The organism is Novosphingobium sp. FW305-C-30-35 (assembly GCF_058783135.1).
Window position 1 is genome coordinate 188467 of record NZ_JBYSYJ010000002.1, and the last position, 17119, is coordinate 205585.

General features: G+C 61.4%; 14 protein-coding genes. 9 read left to right on the plus strand and 5 right to left on the minus strand.

Annotation, left to right across the window (positions count from 1 at the left end; genetic code table 11):
* Positions 1-103 precede the first annotated feature (103 nt).
* The 5 genes from AC3WLM_RS17675 to AC3WLM_RS17695 form a co-directional block, all read right to left on the minus strand.
* The gene (locus tag AC3WLM_RS17675) at positions 104-928 is read right to left on the minus strand and encodes a phytanoyl-CoA dioxygenase family protein (protein ID WP_193828736.1); all 825 of its coding nucleotides are present in this window, start codon (positions 926-928) and stop codon (positions 104-106) included.
* Positions 929-999: 71 nt separating this feature from the next.
* Positions 1000-1404 (minus strand): C-glycoside deglycosidase beta subunit domain-containing protein, encoded by a 405-nt coding sequence (locus AC3WLM_RS17680; protein ID WP_492478258.1) that lies wholly within the window; start codon positions 1402-1404, stop codon positions 1000-1002.
* 36 nt (positions 1405-1440) lie between these two features.
* The gene (locus AC3WLM_RS17685; RefSeq protein WP_492478259.1) at positions 1441-2349 is read right to left on the minus strand and encodes a sugar phosphate isomerase/epimerase family protein; all 909 of its coding nucleotides are present in this window, start codon (positions 2347-2349) and stop codon (positions 1441-1443) included.
* Between the two features lie 63 nt (positions 2350-2412).
* On the minus strand, positions 2413-4659 hold the full coding sequence (locus AC3WLM_RS17690; protein ID WP_492478260.1) for a TonB-dependent receptor: 2247 nt from the start codon (positions 4657-4659) through the stop codon (positions 2413-2415).
* A gap of 172 nt (positions 4660-4831) precedes the next feature.
* The gene (locus AC3WLM_RS17695; RefSeq protein ID WP_039335583.1) at positions 4832-5434 is read right to left on the minus strand and encodes a TetR/AcrR family transcriptional regulator; all 603 of its coding nucleotides are present in this window, start codon (positions 5432-5434) and stop codon (positions 4832-4834) included.
* Between the two features lie 144 nt (positions 5435-5578).
* Here AC3WLM_RS17695 and AC3WLM_RS17700 point away from each other — a divergent pair, with 144 nt between their 5' ends.
* From AC3WLM_RS17700 to AC3WLM_RS17740, 9 genes are all read left to right on the plus strand, one after another.
* Positions 5579-6496, plus strand: a complete 918-nt coding sequence (locus tag AC3WLM_RS17700) for an aldose 1-epimerase (protein ID WP_492478261.1) — start codon at positions 5579-5581, stop codon at positions 6494-6496.
* A 79-nt stretch (positions 6497-6575) separates the two neighbouring features.
* Positions 6576-7751 carry a Gfo/Idh/MocA family protein gene (locus AC3WLM_RS17705; protein ID WP_492478262.1) on the plus strand — a complete coding sequence of 392 codons (1176 nt, stop codon included), beginning with the start codon at positions 6576-6578 and terminating at the stop codon, positions 7749-7751.
* Between the two features lie 28 nt (positions 7752-7779).
* Positions 7780-8781 (plus strand): 3-keto-disaccharide hydrolase, encoded by a 1002-nt coding sequence (locus tag AC3WLM_RS17710; protein ID WP_492478263.1) that lies wholly within the window; start codon positions 7780-7782, stop codon positions 8779-8781.
* 19 nt (positions 8782-8800) lie between these two features.
* Positions 8801-9913 carry an alpha-hydroxy-acid oxidizing protein gene (locus AC3WLM_RS17715; RefSeq protein WP_492478264.1) on the plus strand — a complete coding sequence of 371 codons (1113 nt, stop codon included), beginning with the start codon at positions 8801-8803 and terminating at the stop codon, positions 9911-9913.
* 365 nt (positions 9914-10278) lie between these two features.
* On the plus strand, positions 10279-10812 hold the full coding sequence (locus AC3WLM_RS17720; protein WP_039335773.1) for an RNA polymerase sigma factor: 534 nt from the start codon (positions 10279-10281) through the stop codon (positions 10810-10812).
* Positions 10809-11780 (plus strand): FecR family protein, encoded by a 972-nt coding sequence (locus tag AC3WLM_RS17725; protein WP_039335586.1) that lies wholly within the window; start codon positions 10809-10811, stop codon positions 11778-11780. The genes AC3WLM_RS17720 and AC3WLM_RS17725 overlap by 4 nt, the downstream gene beginning before the upstream one ends.
* A 115-nt stretch (positions 11781-11895) precedes the next feature.
* Positions 11896-14934 (plus strand): TonB-dependent receptor, encoded by a 3039-nt coding sequence (locus AC3WLM_RS17730; RefSeq protein ID WP_492478265.1) that lies wholly within the window; start codon positions 11896-11898, stop codon positions 14932-14934.
* A 63-nt stretch (positions 14935-14997) separates the two neighbouring features.
* Positions 14998-15978 carry an alpha/beta hydrolase gene (locus AC3WLM_RS17735; RefSeq protein WP_492478266.1) on the plus strand — a complete coding sequence of 327 codons (981 nt, stop codon included), beginning with the start codon at positions 14998-15000 and terminating at the stop codon, positions 15976-15978.
* The gene (locus tag AC3WLM_RS17740; protein ID WP_492478267.1) at positions 15975-17084 is read left to right on the plus strand and encodes a pectinesterase family protein; all 1110 of its coding nucleotides are present in this window, start codon (positions 15975-15977) and stop codon (positions 17082-17084) included. Before AC3WLM_RS17735 ends, AC3WLM_RS17740 begins: the two co-directional genes overlap by 4 nt.
* Positions 17085-17119 lie beyond the last annotated feature (35 nt).

Consider the following 17119-nt stretch of genomic DNA (forward strand, 5'->3'; position numbering starts at 1 on the left):
AGCATTTACCGGCGCGGAGAGATCACAGGCAATTTGGGTAGCCGCCGGCAAAGCCATGAACAATAAATTCGAGGCACATTGGAGGTCGGTCGGAACGCCTCCTTCAAGCGGTTAGCGCGGCGAGATGTGTCTCCCAAGCGATTGTGTCGTTGTGCGAATGCGTAAAGCCGATCGAACGTTCGAAGTCCACGCAGGCTTTCGAACGGAAGGCAACGATGTAAGTACGCCGCCAGCGGTCCGGCGAGGTATTCCCACCTGAGCCGTGGACGATCAGTTCGTCATGCACGGTAATGTCGCCCCGCTTCAGCGGCAGGTCCACGACCATATCGGCATCGTTCAGTTCGACGCTGAGGATGTGAGATTTGCTGCGATCTTCACCCATCAGAGGGCGGTGCGGACGCAGGCCTTGCTTCTGCGAACCCGGCACAACCTTGAGACAACCATTTTCCGGATCGGCATCGTCGAGCGCAAGGCTGCAGGTCGCGGTCAATGGCTCAGGGGTTCCGGTGGGCCAGTAACCAAGGTCCTGATGCATGGTAAAAACAGCATCGGGCTTCGCAGGGCGTTTCGCGAGGAACTGGTCATAATCCAGAGTTGCAGTCTCTCCGATCAGCTGTCGGGAGATCGAGGCTGCGCGCCGTTCGTAGAGGTTGTCGCGCAAGCTTGGTTCGTAGTGACGCGGCAATACGGCATTTACCAGGCTGAAGTTCTCGAATGCACGGTCATATGGCCCGGACATGTCACAGAAATCCTTGCCCATGCCGCTGACTTCGCCGCGAATGAAGCGCTCGAATTCGGTCTCGAGCGGCGCAAGTTCCTCCTCGGTCATCACGCCGCGCAAAGTGATGTAGCCATCGCGATGGAACTGGGCGATCTCCTCTGGCGTGAGGATATAATCGTCCCCCTGTCTACCGAACTGCTGCGTCATTTGTGCTCAAACCTTCGTTTTCTTGATGAGCTTCCAAAGCCCCATGTTAGAATCGCCGGATGCCTATCCTGTCAGGCGGTGCAGATGGTGCCGTATCGTTCGGCGTGCATCGGGAAGATATGCACGTCTGGCGGGAAGTAGGAATAGCGGATGCGGGCGAGGACTTCGATCTTGTGGACGCCCGGTTCGAGGCCGCCCGGCTTGTCGACGAGGATTTCGCCCCATTCGGTCAGTCCCCAGCGCGCGGTGGTCTCCTCGCGCATTTCGGCCATGGTATACACTTCGTCGCGGATGCCGAAGCGGTTGATCTCGTGATCGTAGAACACGCCGTCGACGGTGACGTCGAAGCCGTCGAGTTGCGACAGGCGGGTGCCGTGGTAGTTGGGAATACGGATGCGGATGGCAAAGCCTTCGCGCGCACCGACAGGGCCGAAATTGCGAAAGCCGGTGCTCTGGATGAGTTGGTGTTCGAGCATGGTGTTCTCCGGGAAATCTTGGGGGGGCGGAAGGCCTCAGGCGAACTTGCCTTCGTCGAACTCGCGCTCCAGCTTGCGCAGCAGCACGTGCTGGCGACGGACCTGATCGATCGAGCGCCAAGGCGCGCGCCAGCCTTCGTACTCGCTAGACAGGTAGCCCGAATAGCCCGAGCGCTTGATCGCCGAGATCACCGGCTTCCACGGGATGTTCTGGTCCTCGAGGTTCTCGTCGATATCGTGGAACTTGGCCTGGATGAATACGACGTACTTGGCGATGTCGAGGAACTCCTCCGGATTGACGGCAATGCCGTTGAGGAATTCCATGTGCTTGCGCGCCTCGTCGTTGATCTGGTGCGAGCCCCAGTGCGTCAGCGGGCGGTCCTGAAAGATGCCAGTGTCGATCATCAAGCCGAAGTTCTTCGTGCCGGTGCGCTCGATGAAGTTGATGTAACCATCGACGACTTCATGCTTGATCGGCGTGGGCGCGTGGATTTCCGGGCAGATGACCACGCCGAGGTTGTGGGCAAGATCGAGGTTGCGCTCGGTATAGGCCTCCCACTGCGGTTCGGGGATCAGGTCGTGCGAAAGCACACCGAACTTCGGACGCAGGAACTTGAAGCCCAGCTGGTGGGCAAGGCGCAGGTCGCGCTCCAGCTCCGCGGCACCTTCCTCGACGGTGAGATTGCGCCCCAGCGTAATGCGCATGTCGACCCACGAGCACATGTTGGTGGGTTCCAGCTTGTACTTGTCGAGCAGGCCGAACCAGCGGTCGATAAACTGGTTGGAGGGGTTGGGGTAGCCTTCGATCTGACCTTCGCCGAGGATCTCGATGCCAGTGGCACCGGTATCGGCGATGTGATCGAAAGCGTCTTTCAGCGTCATGACCGATCCGTAGTCGTCGACGTAGCTGTAGGTTGAAACACCGTATTTGAACGAACCGGGCATGTCTTACTCCTGGATGGCGGGAGAAGGAGCCAGGCTTCCTCTCCAGCCGGTATGCGTGTCAGATCAGAAGTTCACGCTCGCCCGCACGCCATAAGTGCGAGGCGGCTGGAACTGGTAATTGTCGCTGAAGCCGTTGAAGTTCTGCTCGGCGAAGGACAGAACGTTCTTGTTGAAGACGTTGCGGACGTAGGCCTGCAGCTTCCAACCGCCGGCGTGGGGCTCGATCGATGCCGAGAGGTTGCCGAGGAAATACGACGGCGAGCGGATCTGCGACAAGTTGAAGGCCGAGAAGTAGAAGCTCGAGGAGTACTTGCCGTCGGCACGGAACGAGAGCAGGTGATCGCCCAGTGGTACGCCCTGTTCGAAGCCCATGGAGGCGGTGAAGTTCGGGGCGTTGGGCAGCTGGTTCTTGCTGATGTCGACGTTCTGGTTGTTGCCGTTGCGGACGATGATGTTATCACCGAACTTGGTGTCGAGAAGCGTGCTGTTGACATAGAGCTTCGTGTTCTCGGCTACGCGGGCATTGAGCTGGCCTTCCAGGCCAAGAACGCGGGCGCTGCCGACGTTGAACACGCCGGTCGAGCAGGTCGGGCAGGTGCTCTGCTGCGCCTGGTAGCCCTTGTAGTTGAAGTAGAAGGCCGCAAAGTTGAGCTGCAGGGCATTGCCCATCAGCGTGTTCTTCGTGCCGATCTCGAAGGCATCGACCTGTTCCGCGCCATAGGGCGTGGCGGCGACCGAGCCGTTGGAGTTGAAGCCGCCCGACTTGTAGCCGCGATCGTACTTGGCATAGATCAGGCGGCCCGACTCCGGACGCCAGTTGAGGCCGAGGTGCCAGGTCGGCTTGCTTTCCTTCGTTTCGCCATTGCCTGAATTGACGATCGGGAACGGCGGGCAGGTGCCGGGCGCCGGGAAGCCGTTGCCGCATAGCGGAAACGCCAGTGCGGGCAGGACAAGGCGGGAGTTGCCGGTACGCGACTTGTTGTCCCAGGTGTAACGCGCGCCGGCAGAAAGCTGGAGTTGTTCGCTCAGGTCATAGTCTGCCTGGGCAAAGATGGCGTCGGACTTGGTTTTCACCGCAAAGTCGAAGGCAATGCCATAGCGGAACGATTGGTCGGCGTTGGGCGCGAAGGAGAGCGGCTGACCGGGTGCGAAAGCGCCGGTCATTTCGCGATTGTACAGGCCAGCTACGAGCGCGTTGTCTTCGGTGAAGCGGAAGTAGCCCGCCTGGATGAAGAGCTTGCCGGTCTTCTCGTTGCTGATGCGGACTTCGTGGTTCCACGTCGTAGGCGCCTGGGTGTTGAGGTACTGGCGATTGGCCGGATAGTTGGGGCCGGTGGCGTCGAGCGTGAGGTCGAACCGCTGCTTGTCCCATCCGCCCGAATAGATCAGGTTGAGGTTGCCAAGACCGCTATAGCTGGCTTCCCAGCGGATGCGTTGACCCTTGAGTACGGTGCGGGTGGGGGAATCGCTGCGGAATGCCGGGAGCGGATCGAAGCTGGGCTGGGGCGCGCCGAGGGTGTTCTTGAGCACGGCCTCGCCGTCAGTGTCGCGATCATCGCGCTGGTAGGACACCCACAGGTCAAACCCGTCCTTGGCGAAGCGGGCCTGGATGCGGCCGGACTTGAAGTCCTCGTTGTCGGCCGACTTCATCACGCCGACCTGGCGGCGGTAGCCGTCGTGCTTGAGGAACACGCCCGAAGCGCGCAGCGCGAAGTTGTCCGACAGGGCGAAGTTGACGGCGGCGTCGGCGTTGGTCGTGTCGTAGTTGCCGTATTCGAACGAGGCGGAGACCTCGTTCTTGAACTTGGGCCGGTTGGTGACAATGCTGACGAGGCCGCCGGTCGAGTTCCGGCCCTGCAGAGTGCCTTGCGGACCTTTCAGGACTTCGACACGAGCAACGTCATACATCGAGGTGTTGATCGAATAGGCGCGGTTGGTGAAGAAGCCGTCGCGGGCAACGGGAACCGAGGGGTCGCCCAGCTCGGTGACATCGGTCGAGGCGATGCCGCGCACGGCGATATAGGCGGAACTGTTTGAGCTGGAGACATTGAGGCTGGGGTCGATCGACGAAAGGTCCCGGACCGAATTGATGCCGCTGTCGGCAAGATCAGCGCCGGTATAGACGTTGAGCGCAATCGGCGTGTCCTGCGCGGTCGTCTCGATGCGGTTGGCGGTGACGATGATATCGCCCACGCCGCGATCGGCGTCATCGGACTGTCCGGCGTTCTGCGATTGCTGTGCGCTTTGCGCGAAGGCTGGCGTGCCCAGCGCCAAGGCGGACGAAGCAAGCAGGATGGCAGTGATCTTCATGGCTTTCCCCTCCCGAAAAATAACGGTCGACACCTTGACGGTCGGTCCATCTGATCGCCGATTAGATAGGTGGCACCTGTGCGTCAAGCGTAAATCTAATCACCGCTCTGATTGCAGGATGGCGCGATGGCGCAGACGCGGCGATGCGCCGTGGTTCAGCATGTCGGAGAGTTCAGTTTGCCAGAGCGGCCAAAGTTGCGCGGGCGACAATGGCCTCGGCGATGTCGACAGTCGGCACGGCGCTTTCGCTCGGCCGGATCACGCCCTTCTTGCGCATCGAGGAGAACCCGTAAATCGCCGACCAGAAGGCGATCACGCGCAAATCGGCCTCGTCGTCGGTCACGCCGGGGAGTGCTGCCCGCAGGTGATCACGCAGGTTGAAATGCCCCTTGAGCTGGTAATCGAGCAGCGCCGGGTCGAGTACTGGCGAGGTCAGCTCGCTCTCGTACATGAGGTCGAGCAGAAAGGGGTTGGTTTCGGCAAAGCGGATGAACAGCAGGCCCATGCGGCTGAGCTTTTCCGCAGGGGTGACGGTGCTGCGGCGGACTTGCTCCGCGCCGTCAAGCATTTCCTCAAAGCCTTCAATGGCCAATGCCAGCAGAAGTGAGCGGCGGTCAGGGAAATGGTGATAGGGTGCGCCCGGCGAGACACCGACCTGCTGCGCCAAGGTGCGGATCGATAACCCGTGGTGCCCATGCTGCCGCACGTATTCGCGGCCGGCATCGAGCAGATCGCGGCGCAGGTTTTCGCGGTGATAGGGCTTCTTGGCGGGCATCAATCTCTCGGGCCACCGGGAAAATGGTGGATTATCGCATTGCTTCCCTAACAGCAAACCACCTTCTTGCCAGACCGAAACCGACCGGCATCGCGCAATAGGGTTGGTGGACCGCAGGCCTTTCAACAGATTGTGTCGACCGGCTTGCGAGCCAATCTGATCAATGATCAAAATGTTGTCATGGATGAATACGGTCTGCTGACGCTTGCGGCGTCGAATTACGAAGTGACGATTGCGCCGCAGGTCGGCGGTTCGCTGCGCAGTCTGAACTGGAGGGGGCTGCCAGTCTTCCGCAAAGCGCGGACCGGGCACATTCTGGACGCGGCGTGCTTTCCCATCGTTCCGTTCTGCAATCGCATCGCGCTGGGGCGCTTCGCGGTAGATGGGGTCGAGCATAGACTGCCGTCCAACTTTCCGGATACTTGGCATCCGCACGCGTTGCACGGCTATGGCTGGGTGCGGCCGTGGCAGGTGATGGCGCTTGATGGCGCGTCAATCCGGCTGGTCCACGATTACGACGAAGGGCTGTGGCCGTGGCGCTATCGGGCTGAGCAGCAAGTGACGGTGGCGGCCGACGGCGTGCGGATTCGCATGAGCGTGACCAACCTCAGCAGCAGCCCCATGCCGGCGGGACTGGGCTTTCATCCGTATTTTCCAGGCGATGACAGCGCCGTGTACCATGGCCTGCATCGCGGTGAGTGGGAAACTTCGCCTGATGGGCTACCGCAGTCGCTGGTCGATGCGGGCAGGGCGGTGGACTGGTGGCAAGGTGCTCCGATGACGAGCCGCGTGGTCGACACGATTCAGGAAGGCCGCAAGGGGAAGCTGACAATCCAGAGACCTGCTGATGGCCTGCTGATCGAGATGGAACCGTCCGATGGACTGCCCTGTACCGGTGTCTATGTCGGGCGGGATGCAGATTTTTTCTGCGTCGAACCGCTCAGCCATCCGACTGATGCCATCAACCGCGCGCCCGAAAAGATGGCGATGCTGGCGGAGGGCGAAACGCTTAAGGCAAGTCTGCTCATCCGCGCCAGCCGCATCCGGACGCAGGACGATTGACTTCGTCGCAAGATAATCTAATCAACGATTAAATTGTGGCATAGGCGAAGCATGCCTGATGGCTGCCCGGGAGGATTGGATGGAGCCTGTCAGGATCGGTGTCGTCGGCGCGGGCGATATCAGCCCGGTCTATCTCAACGCGATTACGCGTTCGCCTGCGCTGGATCTGCGTGCAATAGCCACGCGTGATCCTCAGGCAATTGCCGAGAAGGCCACCGCTTTCGGAGCACGGGCCGTTTCGGTGGCGCAGCTGCTGGCCGACGAAGCGATCGAGCTTGTCGTCAATCTCACCCCGGGCGTGGCGCACGAGGAGATCAACGGCGCTGCGCATGAGGCAGGCAAGCATGTCTATTCAGAAAAGCCCTTCGCCCTGTCGCTCGGCGCGGCGCGGCGGCTCGCGGACCTTGCCGAGCGCCGGGGCCTGCTGATCGGTTCGGCACCGGACACCTTCTATGGCAGCGCACATCAGGCAGCGCGCAAGGCGCTCGATGCGTGCGCGATTGGGAAGCCGGTGTTCGGCACCTCGTTCCTCGGGCTGCCAGGCCTTGAGTTGTTCCACCCGAGCCCGGAGGCATTCTACCGTCCGGGGGGTGAGCCGCCGTATGATGCCGGCCCCTATTACACCACGATGTGGATCAACCTGCTCGGCCCCGTGAAGCGCGTTTTCTCCGTTTCGGGCGCAGGCAAGTCAGAGCGTACCATCCTGCGTGGCCCTCGTCAGGGCACGCCTTTTCCGGTGACTGTCGACACAACGTTCAACACTGTGCTTGAATTTGCCGAAGCCTCGGTCAGCTTCATCATCTCGCTCGACGTTGTGGTGCCTACGCTGCGGCCAGGCGAACTATTCGGGTCAGACGGCATTTTGGCCATGGCCGACCCGATGTTCTTCGGGGGAGAGCCTGCGGTGATTGCGCCGCCTGAGCCGCGCATGGGCCTCGTTACCGCCGATCAGGGCTTTGCTACGCCCAACCGGCATGACCACACAGGGCGAGCGGTGGCCGATTATCGCGGCGCAGGGCTCGTCGATCTCGCACTCGCGATCCGCACCGGCAGCAGACACCGCACCGGGGCCGAGTTCATCGTCCACTCGGTTGAAGTGATGGAGGCCATCGTCAGGTCAGCCACGACGAATTCGGTGATTGACCTTGAATCCACCTGCGAGCGTCCCGCGACCATCGACCTCCAATCCGATGCCGCGCTGATTGCGCTGACGGCATCGCCTTTCGATCTGGCCGCGAGTGCCTGGGCCCACTGATTTCTCGCTTTTGATGGAGCTTCCCCAAATGTCCGCACCTCACCGCATTCTGGCTGCCAAATTTGCCTGCAGCCTTGCCCTGATTGCTCCTGCCGGCGCGATTGCTGCCGATGGCCCGCCTGATGGTTCGACGCCCGAACAGAAGGCGGCAATCGCCAAGGATCCGGCCTACCGCAAGCAGGATCTCATCCTCACGAACCTGCCGCGCAACAGGGCCGCGCCGAGAATGCTTTTCAATGGTCGCGATCTGACCGGGTGGGATAGCTGGCTTGGTTACACCGTGCCAGCCACGACTTACGGGACGCCCAGCAGCGCGCCGATCGGGCTCAATCACGATACCTACGGCGTGTTCAAGGTCGTCCAGGAAGACGGTGCGGCGGCGATCTATTCCAGCGGCAAACTGTTCGGCGGGCTGATCACAAAGGAGGCCCACCGCAACTACCACCTCCACGTCGAATACAAGTGGGGCGCGAACACCTGGATGCCGATGCCGCGCAATAACGGCGTGCTCTATCACTCGCATGGGGCCTATGGCGCGTTCTTCGGCACTTGGATGAGCGCGATCGAGTTCGAGGTGGTGCCGCACTCGGTCGGCATGCTGCTGACGGTCGGCGATTCGAAGGGCAAGCCCTCGTTCGAGACAGTGGACTGGCGCGTGGGGGCGACGGTGCAAGTCGCCAATGATCCGTCGATCCCCTATCCGAGCCGCCGCTACTTCCATGGTGGCCTGCCCGCGCAGCTGGTGTTCCCGACGTGGAACGTCGATGCCGGAGTGGATGCCGAAAAGCCGCTCGGCGAGTGGAACTCGCTCGACCTCTATGTCTTCGGTGACAGGTCGATCCACGTCGTCAACGGCGTACCGGTGATGGCGGCGACCAACCTTACCACCAAGGACGCCAAGGGCCGGACGATCCCGCTGACGGCAGGCAAGATCCAGCTGCAGTCGGAGGGGGCAGAGACGTACTTCCGCGCGATCACGATCGAGCCGATCCGCCGCCTGCCGACCATCGCCGAGCGCAAGCCGGGCTGACAGAAAAGGAGCGGGCATCATGGCAAAGACTGTCTTCGAGCAGGTGACGCAGCAGGAGGACCTTCTCGACGTTGCCGAGTTTCGCGCGGCGGCAGAGCCGCTGATGCCCGAGGCCTACCGCGACTTCGTCAATAACGTCGGCATGGAGCGCACGCTGCACGACGACATGGCAGCATGGCAGGCGCTGCACCTGCGGCCGCGGGCGCTGGTCGACGTCTCGCACATCGATACCACTGCCACGGTGCTGGGACAGAAGATCGCGATGCCGATCATGACCGCGCCGTTCGTCGGCTCGACGCTCGTGGATCCTGAAGGGGAGGTGGCAACCGCGCGGGGGGCAGTGGCGGCCGGTACGATCACCACGCTCAGCATGATGGGCACGCGTCCACCAGAGGCCGTGGGGGCGGTAGCAAGCGGGCGATACTGGCAGCAGGTTTACTTCATGCGCGATCGCGGCGTGGTAAAGGACGTGATTGATCGGGCCGTAGCCGCAGGGGCTTCGGCTTTGTGCTTCACGGTAGATCTTCCGGTGATGCCGGCATTCCCCAGGCCCATGCGCCTTGCCGCGCAAGCGCTGTTCCAGCGATGGCAGGAACCGGAGCACAAGATGTACGCCGTTCGCGACTACGCAGATCGGCCGATGGGGGCAACTTTTCCCGATGCTGCTGCAACGTGGGCAGATGTGGAATGGATGCGCGGACTTTCAGACCTGCCGCTGGTCCTCAAGGGCGTGATCCGGCCCGACGATGCCTTGCGCGCTCGTGATCATGGTGCAAGCGCGCTGATCGTTTCCAATCACGCTGGCCAGGGCCTGCGCCATTCACAACCGGTGGCCCACGCGCTACCGGCAATCGTTGACGCCGTTGGGCGGGACATTGAAGTCTATGCAGACAGCGGCATTCGTACAGGCGCCGACGTTCTGCGGGCTTTGGCACTTGGCGCACGTGCCGTTCTTGTCGGCCGGCCTGTGCTTTGGGGCTTGACCAAGGGGGGCTCTCAGGGGGTGGAGCGTGTGCTGAAGTTGCTGCAGGCCGAACTCGCCGAGATTATGGCAATTACCGGCGCGTCGAGCATTGATAAGATCGATCTGTCTGTTCTGGGTGCAGGCGGAATCTCACCACATTCGCGGTAGGCTGCGCTCAGCTTTGTACCTTTCCCACAATTGCTCCGAGCGCATTGCTGGCTTGTAACGATAGGATGCTCCAGTCGTGCAGGGTACCAGTGCATGTGCAGAAGACCTGTTCGTCGGTCAGTGCTTCGATGATCTCCCCTTCTATGACCCAAGAGTACGGCTTTCGGGTCCGCCGCACCCGTAATCGTTACGTCGACTCTTTCTGCTGCTAAAAAATTTTTCTTGGCGGAAGGATTAGGCGATCCGGTGACTCTTATATGGTGCAAGGTCGAAAATCGGCCGCACAGGAGGATGCTACGAGAGGCGAGGCGAACACGGAGCTGGCGAAACGTCGCCAGAGGGCAACGTGGGTTGCGCAACACCTGCTGCCGCATGAGCGGCAGGTTCGGGGGTGGCTTGCGCGGTCCCGCTTGCCCGGCGAGGAGATCGACGAGGTCATGCAAGAAGCCTACTGCAGAATTGCAATGCTCCCGGCGGTCGATCACATCGAGCATCCGGTAGCGTACCTTTACTCCGTAGCCAGAAACCTGGTGCTGCGCCGCATCAAGCGACAGCAGATCGTCGCGCTGGACGTCGTCGCAGACATCGAATGCGTCAGCGACGATTCCCTGCAGTCTCCGGAACGTCAGACCGAGAGCCGCCTAGATTACCAACGCGTCCTCGCCATTATCGCGGGCCTCCCTGAACGTTGCCGGCAAGTGGTCGAACTGCGCAAGCTGCAGGGCTGGTCGCAGAAGGAAATCGCCGCGCATCTCGGCATAACGGAAAAAGCCGTAGAGAAACAGATCTGGACTGGGGTTCGGGCAGTCCGTCAGGCATGGCAGCAGACCGAGGCGGAAGTCGATGCGCTGATAAGCGGAACGGCACGGCCCACCGCACGGCGTGGAGGTCGGACATGACTTCGCCCGTCAACAGCACCCGATCCTCGGACGAGGACTTCATCGCGGGGCAGATAGCGCGAATGGACTCCGGCGCCTGGACGGCAACGGACGAGGCAACGCTGCAGACCTGGCTCGATGAGGTCCCCGCCCGTCGTGGCCTGTTGCTGCGCATGGAAGCCGAATGGGTTGCACTCGACCCAGCTTCGGCCGCGACAGACTCCAAGAATGAAGAGCCATCAGCACCGCTTGCGATTTCATCCGCCGGTCGCTGGACTCGCCGTGGGTTGATGGGCGCTGCTGCCGCTTCGGTGGTTGGTGGTTACCTTGCTTTCTGGCTGGGAGACGGTGCCACTGATTTCGAGACGCGGGTGGGCGAGATCCGGCGGTTACCACTGGCCGACGGTTCGGTGATGACGATGAACTCTGCCAGCCAGATCAAGGTGAACCTTGCACAGGACGTTCGCCAGATCGCCCTGCTGCAGGGCGAGGCTTGGTTTGAGGTCGCCAAGGATGCCAAGCGGCCGTTCATTGTCCAGGTCGGCGACGTCCAGGTTCGCGCGGTCGGCACGGCGTTCTCGGTCAGGACCCGGGGAACGGCGGTGGAAGTGCTCGTGACAGAAGGCGTGGTCGAGACTTCCGCAAGGCACGACAGCAACCTGAAGCTGACCTTGAAGGGCGGGGACCGGGCGATCGTCGGCGCCAGTGCGCTGGTCGATTTCGAAACCGGTCAGTCTACCAACGTCGACCGCGCGCTGGCGTGGCGCAGCGGAATGATCGATCTGAACGGCACGCCTCTCTCCAGCGCTGCCGAGGAGTTCAACCGCTATAACCGGCGCCAGATCGTCATCGCCGATCCGGCGATCGCAGCCGAACAATTCGACGGTCTGTTTCGTGTAAACGATCCGGATGGTTTCGCAGAAGCGGTCAAAGCAAGCCTTGGGGTCCGCATAAATACTGCCGAGCCGGGAATTATCAGAATAGAGTAGGCGACCTGAAAACAGATCGGAAGCAAATCTTTTTTGGAAGGATTTTTGTTTCTAGGAGCTCTTGTTTGCACAGGCACAATCAAAAGCCTGGCAAGCCTGAATATGGGAGGGATTGATGTCGGTTTCGAGAAATATACTGCTAGCTTCGTCAGCTATTGTTTGTGCGGTCTCCTCACAAGCCGAAGCCGCTGCGCAGACCCGGCAGTTCTCCATCGATGCGCAACCCGCCGAAACGGCGATCAGCATCCTTGGCCGACAGGGCGATGTTCAGGTCATTGCCGCCAGAAAGGTAACGCGTTCGATCCGCACCAACGCCGTTCGGGGCGAAATGAGCGTTGGCGAGGCGCTTGACCGACTGCTTTCAGGGACGGGTCTTGCCGCGCGCCAGCTCGGCAACGGATCTTATGCCATCGTCACGAGAAGTCCGTCGACCACGGTGACGTCTCGGCCAGTGGCCCTGACACGCGCGTCCGCGTTGACCCCAGTTAGCGAAATGACACCGGTGGCGGCCGCCACCGCTCCTGCTGCTGCGCCCCAGGAAGCCATGCAGGACGCTCCTGCGCAGCAGCCGGAAATCGTCGTGAGCGGCTTTCGCGGCAGCCTGGTTCGCGCGCAGGACATCAAGCGCAAGTCAATCAACCTGACCGAGAGCATTCTGGCCGAAGACATGGCCAAGATGCCGGACCTCAACCTTTCGGAGTCCATTCAGCGCCTGCCGGGCGTCGCGATCTCCCGCGAAGGTGGCGAAGGTCGCAACATCACCCTGCGTGGCTTTGCCCCGGATTTCACGCGCACGACACTCAACGGAATGGAGGTTCCTGCCAGCAGCGACGGTCTGGACTCGGGCGGTTTCACCATCAATGCCGGCCGTGCGTTCGACTTCCATATCTTTGCATCGGAGCTGTTCAACCGGGTCGATGTCCAGAAGACGCAGCGAGCATCGATCGAAGAGGGCGGCATCGCCGGTACAGTCGATCTCTATTCGGCAAAGCCGTTCGATTTCAACAAGCCGCAAGCCGTGATCTCGGCGCAGGGCGGGTACAATTCGATTACCCGCAAGGTCGATCCCCGCGTCACCGCCATGCTTTCCGATCAGTTTGCCGATGGCAGGGTCGGCGTGCTGGTGTCTGCCGCCTACTCGGAACGCACCGTTTATCAGGAAGGCTTTGGCTCGGTCCGCTGGACATCGCCGTTCGTCAATGGCGACAGCTGGGCTGACACCAATCCCGTCGTGTCCGGGACGCCGGTGGACTGCCCGGCTGCCGACAATCTGGGCTGCCTGTGGGCGCCGCGACTGCCTCGCGCCGATTTCTTCGGCAACAATCAGAAGCGTCTCGGCCTGACCGGCTCGCTGCAGTTCCGTCCGACGGACACCTTGGAAGTCAGCTTCGACGGGCTCTTCTCGCGCCTAGAAAACGACCGTCTCAGCTACAACTCGATGGAGTGGCTGCTGACACATGGTCCGGCCGGCAATTTCGTCGGACAGACGCCCCGTTCGTTCACGATCGCGCCAGACGGCAAGCAATTGATTGCCGCGTCGTTTGACGATGTCACTTCGTGGTACGAAAGTCGTCACCAGACTTCGGTTTCGAAGTTCCAGCAGTATGTGGCTTCGGCCAAGTGGCAGGCGTCGGACAACCTCAAGCTTGATGTCATGGCTGGCAAGGCGCGCGACGCGGCCGACCGCGAGGAGCTGCGCTTCTATGCACGATCAGTCCCGCACTTCTACTCGTATGACTTCACCAAGAACCAGGACGTGCCGGTCCTGAACTATGGCAACTACGATCCGAACAACGCTGCAAACTTCATCAATGCGCTGACAGCGGCCAACCGCCTGAACAAGGTGATCAAGGACAACTTTACCACCAAGGGCAACCTGGTTCTCGAGGCTGGCAACATAACCGCTCGCACCGGCGTGGCCTACAGCCGCAGGTCGGTGGCCTATTCCGAAGCGCAGGGCAACTTGCCCAGCTTTGCGCCGCAGACTTACCTGCAACCGTTCCCCATCTCCAACTTCGGCAAGGGCGTCGTCTCGGGTGGCCTGCCGACATTCGCCGTCTTCGATTTCGACAAGGTTGGCGCGTCCAACCTGATCTCCGATACTTACACGCCCAATACGGCTGCGGGCTGGGAAGTGATCGAGAAGACACTGGGCGGCTACGGCGAAGTTACCGGGGAGTTCGACCTCGGCGGGATGGTTCTGCGCGCCAACGGTGGCGTCCGCTACGTGAAGACCAACATCGATTCTCGGGCAACCATTGCCGGTTCTGCGGTTTCGGTGAAGCGCAGCTATGACAATTTCCTGCCTTCGCTCAATCTGGCGCTGAACATCACTCCCGACATCGTGGCGCGAGCCGCATATGCCCGATCGATGACGCGGCCGGGGCTGGGCTCGCTCAACATCGCCGCCCCGACCTTCGAATACACCACAAGGACCGTCGGCAATCTCGGCAATCCGGACCTCAAGCCGTACCTTTCCAACGATTACGACGTCGGGCTGGAGTGGTACTTCAGCAAGGGCGGACTGATCGCTGTCGGTCTGTTCAAGAAGGATATCATCAGCTCGCTCAGCACTGCTGTGGTGACCAAGCCGGTGCCGCAGGAATACTGGCAGGCGATCTACGCCGATCCCCGCTATGACGCATCCTACAATGCCGATCCGGCCAAGGTGCCCTACACCTTCTTCCAGGCGGTCAATACCCCTGGCGGCAACAGCGTGAAGGGTGTCGAAGTCACGCTCAACGCGCCGTTCACGTTCCTGCCGGGCGTCCTGTCCTACTTTGGCGTGGCATCGAACTACACCCATGTATCGGCGCGTGACTCAACGGGCCTTTCGCCCAATTCGTACAATTTCACCGGCTATTTTGACACCGGTAGCATGGGCATTCGCGTTTCGGTGAACAAGCGCGATGACTATCTGTTGAGTGAACCGGGCGGAAACGGCCACGTTCAGGAGCGCAAGTACGGTCCGACCCATGTCGACCTGTCGGCTTATTACAACATCACGCCAAAGTTGACCCTGACGGTACAGGGCATCAACATCACGAACGAGAAGGAGCGGATATACGGCACCGGCGACGGCAGCCAGTATCTGGGCCGCGAGTTCTCGCGGACGGGGGCGCAGTGGTTCGTCGGAGCGCGCTACCAGTTCTGACGATGACTGGGCCGTCCGCAAATCCCCTCGCGGGCGGCCCCCTTGCATGAAAGCGGCCGGTTGATGACGCTGTTGAGGATGGCACTTGCGGCTGCAGCTGCCTGCGGGCTGACCGGTTCGTTGCCGGCAACCGCAAGAGAGGTGGACGACAGCTATACCGTCGCCCAGCGCTTCGAGCGGTACAAAGATCAGTACAGCGGGATCACCTGGCCGGCAGTGACCCTTGCCGAGGGACAGGAGATCCTGTTCGACCGTTCCTACAAGCGCCTGTCTGATCGCAGCCTTGGCCTTGATGTATTCCTGCCGTCGCAGAAACGACGGCTGGGCACTGCACTGGTGCTGGTTCACGGAGGTGCCTGGCGATCGGGCGATAAGAGCCACTTTTACGCACTGGCCAGCCGCCTCGCCGGACTGGGCCATACCGTAATTCTTCCCGAGTATCGTCTGGCGCCCGAAGCCGGGTATCCTTCGGGAATGACCGATGCGGCAGACGCCCTGCGCTGGGTGCACGACAATGCGGCTCACTTTGGCATCAAGCCCGGTTGGATAGCTGTAGGCGGAGCGTCATCCGGCGGGCAGATGGCGGCTTTGCTCGCATATGACGCAAGGTTACGCACCGATGAGGCGGGCCGCATGGTACCAGTCGCAGCCCTGATCGATCTCGACGGGGTGCTCGACATGACCGATCCGGTGGCGTTGCAGTTCGAGAATGCGGCGGGCGACAAGTCGCCGTTTGCGCAATGGGTCGGTGGATCTTTCGAAAGCGCCCCGCAGACCTGGATCGACGCAAGTGCCGCGCATCATGTTTCGCCGAGGTCTCCGCCAACCCTGATCCTCGGGAGCGGCATCCCGCGTTTTACCGCAGGGAGAGTGGCTGTGCTGGCGGCGCTGAAAAGCCATGGAACGCGGACGGAAGTATATGATCTGGTCGATGCCCCACACGATTTCTGGCTTTTTGAGCCGTGGCTGACACCTACCGCGCGCAGGATCGACCGGTTTCTGCGTGCCCTTCTGAGTTCCAGCCAGACTGGGGATGGGCGATGAAGTTCTGCTTGGGAGTCCTCGCCGCAGCACTGCTCGGCGGAGCGTCCGCTGTGGCCAGTCCTGCCGCCGATACATACGCTGTTGCACGGGACTGCACTCGGTCTGCCTTGCCTTGCTACACCTCGGTGCAGCTCGCCTTGAATGCGGCCGAGCGGGATCAGTCGGAACGATGGATCGAGATCCGCGTCATGCCGGGCGATTACGAAGAGAAGCCCGTGATCCGGCGCAACCGCATCAAGATCGTTGGGGCGGGGCGGAACGTCAGCCGCCTCCACTTCGGCGCCGTGGCACAGACATCGGGCCGTTATCACCGCGCCAACTGGGGAACGCCGGGATCCGCCACGCTCACGATCAATGCAGCCGAGGTGCGCATTTCGGACATCACGATCGAGAACACCTTTGACTATCTGGCCAACGATGCGCTCGCAGGCAGCGATGAAGGCAAGATTGCCAACCCGCAAGCCGTTGCGCTTCTCCTCGATGTGGCCAGCGACAGCGTGGCGATCAGCGATGCAGCGATACTCGGCTATCAGGATACCCTTTTCACGAATGGCGGCCGGGCCTGGATCGCGCGCTCGCTGATTTCCGGCAATATCGACTTCATCTTCGGTAACGGACAGCTGCTGATCGAAGACAGCGAAATCCGGACGAGGAAGAGGGCCGCGGAAATCGCACCGGGCGAGTTTCATTCCTTCATTGCGGCGCCCTCCACCCCTCTATCCCAGTCTACAGGCCTCGTGATCTATCGCAGCCGCCTGACGCGCGAGCCGGGCGTGCCGGACGCTTCGGTCGCGCTCGCCCGACCATGGCATCCGACAAAGCGCTTTGCCGATGGCCGCTACGCCGATCCTGAAGCTGTCGGACATGCGCTTTTCATCGAATGCCACATGGACGCGCATATCCATCCCGACCATTGGGCGCCCATGAATGGAACGTCGAGGGACGGCACCATGGGTACCGTCTTCCACCCGCAAGACGCGCGCTTTGCCGAAAGGGGATCGACCGGCCCCGGCGCGGCATCGAAGCCAATCGGGATGACTTGGCGCGACGCACGTTCCCTGCAGGAGATCAGGCAGGAATTCGCCAGTATCCCGCTCGGCCGGTAGCGGATCTCACCAGACCTGCCCCAAACTTGCGAGCC

Excerpts from the sequence above, each read along its gene's own strand:
- AC3WLM_RS17675 (WP_193828736.1), bottom strand. The coding sequence starts at position 928 with ATGACGCAGCAGTTCGGTAGACAGGGGGACGATTATATCCTCACGCCA.
- AC3WLM_RS17680 (WP_492478258.1), bottom strand. The coding sequence starts at position 1,404 with ATGCTCGAACACCAACTCATCCAGAGCACCGGCTTTCGCAATTTCGGC.
- AC3WLM_RS17685 (WP_492478259.1), bottom strand. The coding sequence starts at position 2,349 with ATGCCCGGTTCGTTCAAATACGGTGTTTCAACCTACAGCTACGTCGAC.
- AC3WLM_RS17690 (WP_492478260.1), bottom strand. The coding sequence starts at position 4,659 with ATGAAGATCACTGCCATCCTGCTTGCTTCGTCCGCCTTGGCGCTGGGC.
- AC3WLM_RS17695 (WP_039335583.1), bottom strand. The coding sequence starts at position 5,434 with ATGCCCGCCAAGAAGCCCTATCACCGCGAAAACCTGCGCCGCGATCTG.
- AC3WLM_RS17705 (WP_492478262.1), top strand. The coding sequence starts at position 6,576 with ATGGAGCCTGTCAGGATCGGTGTCGTCGGCGCGGGCGATATCAGCCCG.
- AC3WLM_RS17710 (WP_492478263.1), top strand. The coding sequence starts at position 7,780 with ATGTCCGCACCTCACCGCATTCTGGCTGCCAAATTTGCCTGCAGCCTT.
- AC3WLM_RS17715 (WP_492478264.1), top strand. The coding sequence starts at position 8,801 with ATGGCAAAGACTGTCTTCGAGCAGGTGACGCAGCAGGAGGACCTTCTC.
- AC3WLM_RS17725 (WP_039335586.1), top strand. The coding sequence starts at position 10,809 with ATGACTTCGCCCGTCAACAGCACCCGATCCTCGGACGAGGACTTCATC.
- AC3WLM_RS17730 (WP_492478265.1), top strand. The coding sequence starts at position 11,896 with ATGTCGGTTTCGAGAAATATACTGCTAGCTTCGTCAGCTATTGTTTGT.
- AC3WLM_RS17735 (WP_492478266.1), top strand. The coding sequence starts at position 14,998 with ATGACGCTGTTGAGGATGGCACTTGCGGCTGCAGCTGCCTGCGGGCTG.
- AC3WLM_RS17740 (WP_492478267.1), top strand. The coding sequence starts at position 15,975 with ATGAAGTTCTGCTTGGGAGTCCTCGCCGCAGCACTGCTCGGCGGAGCG.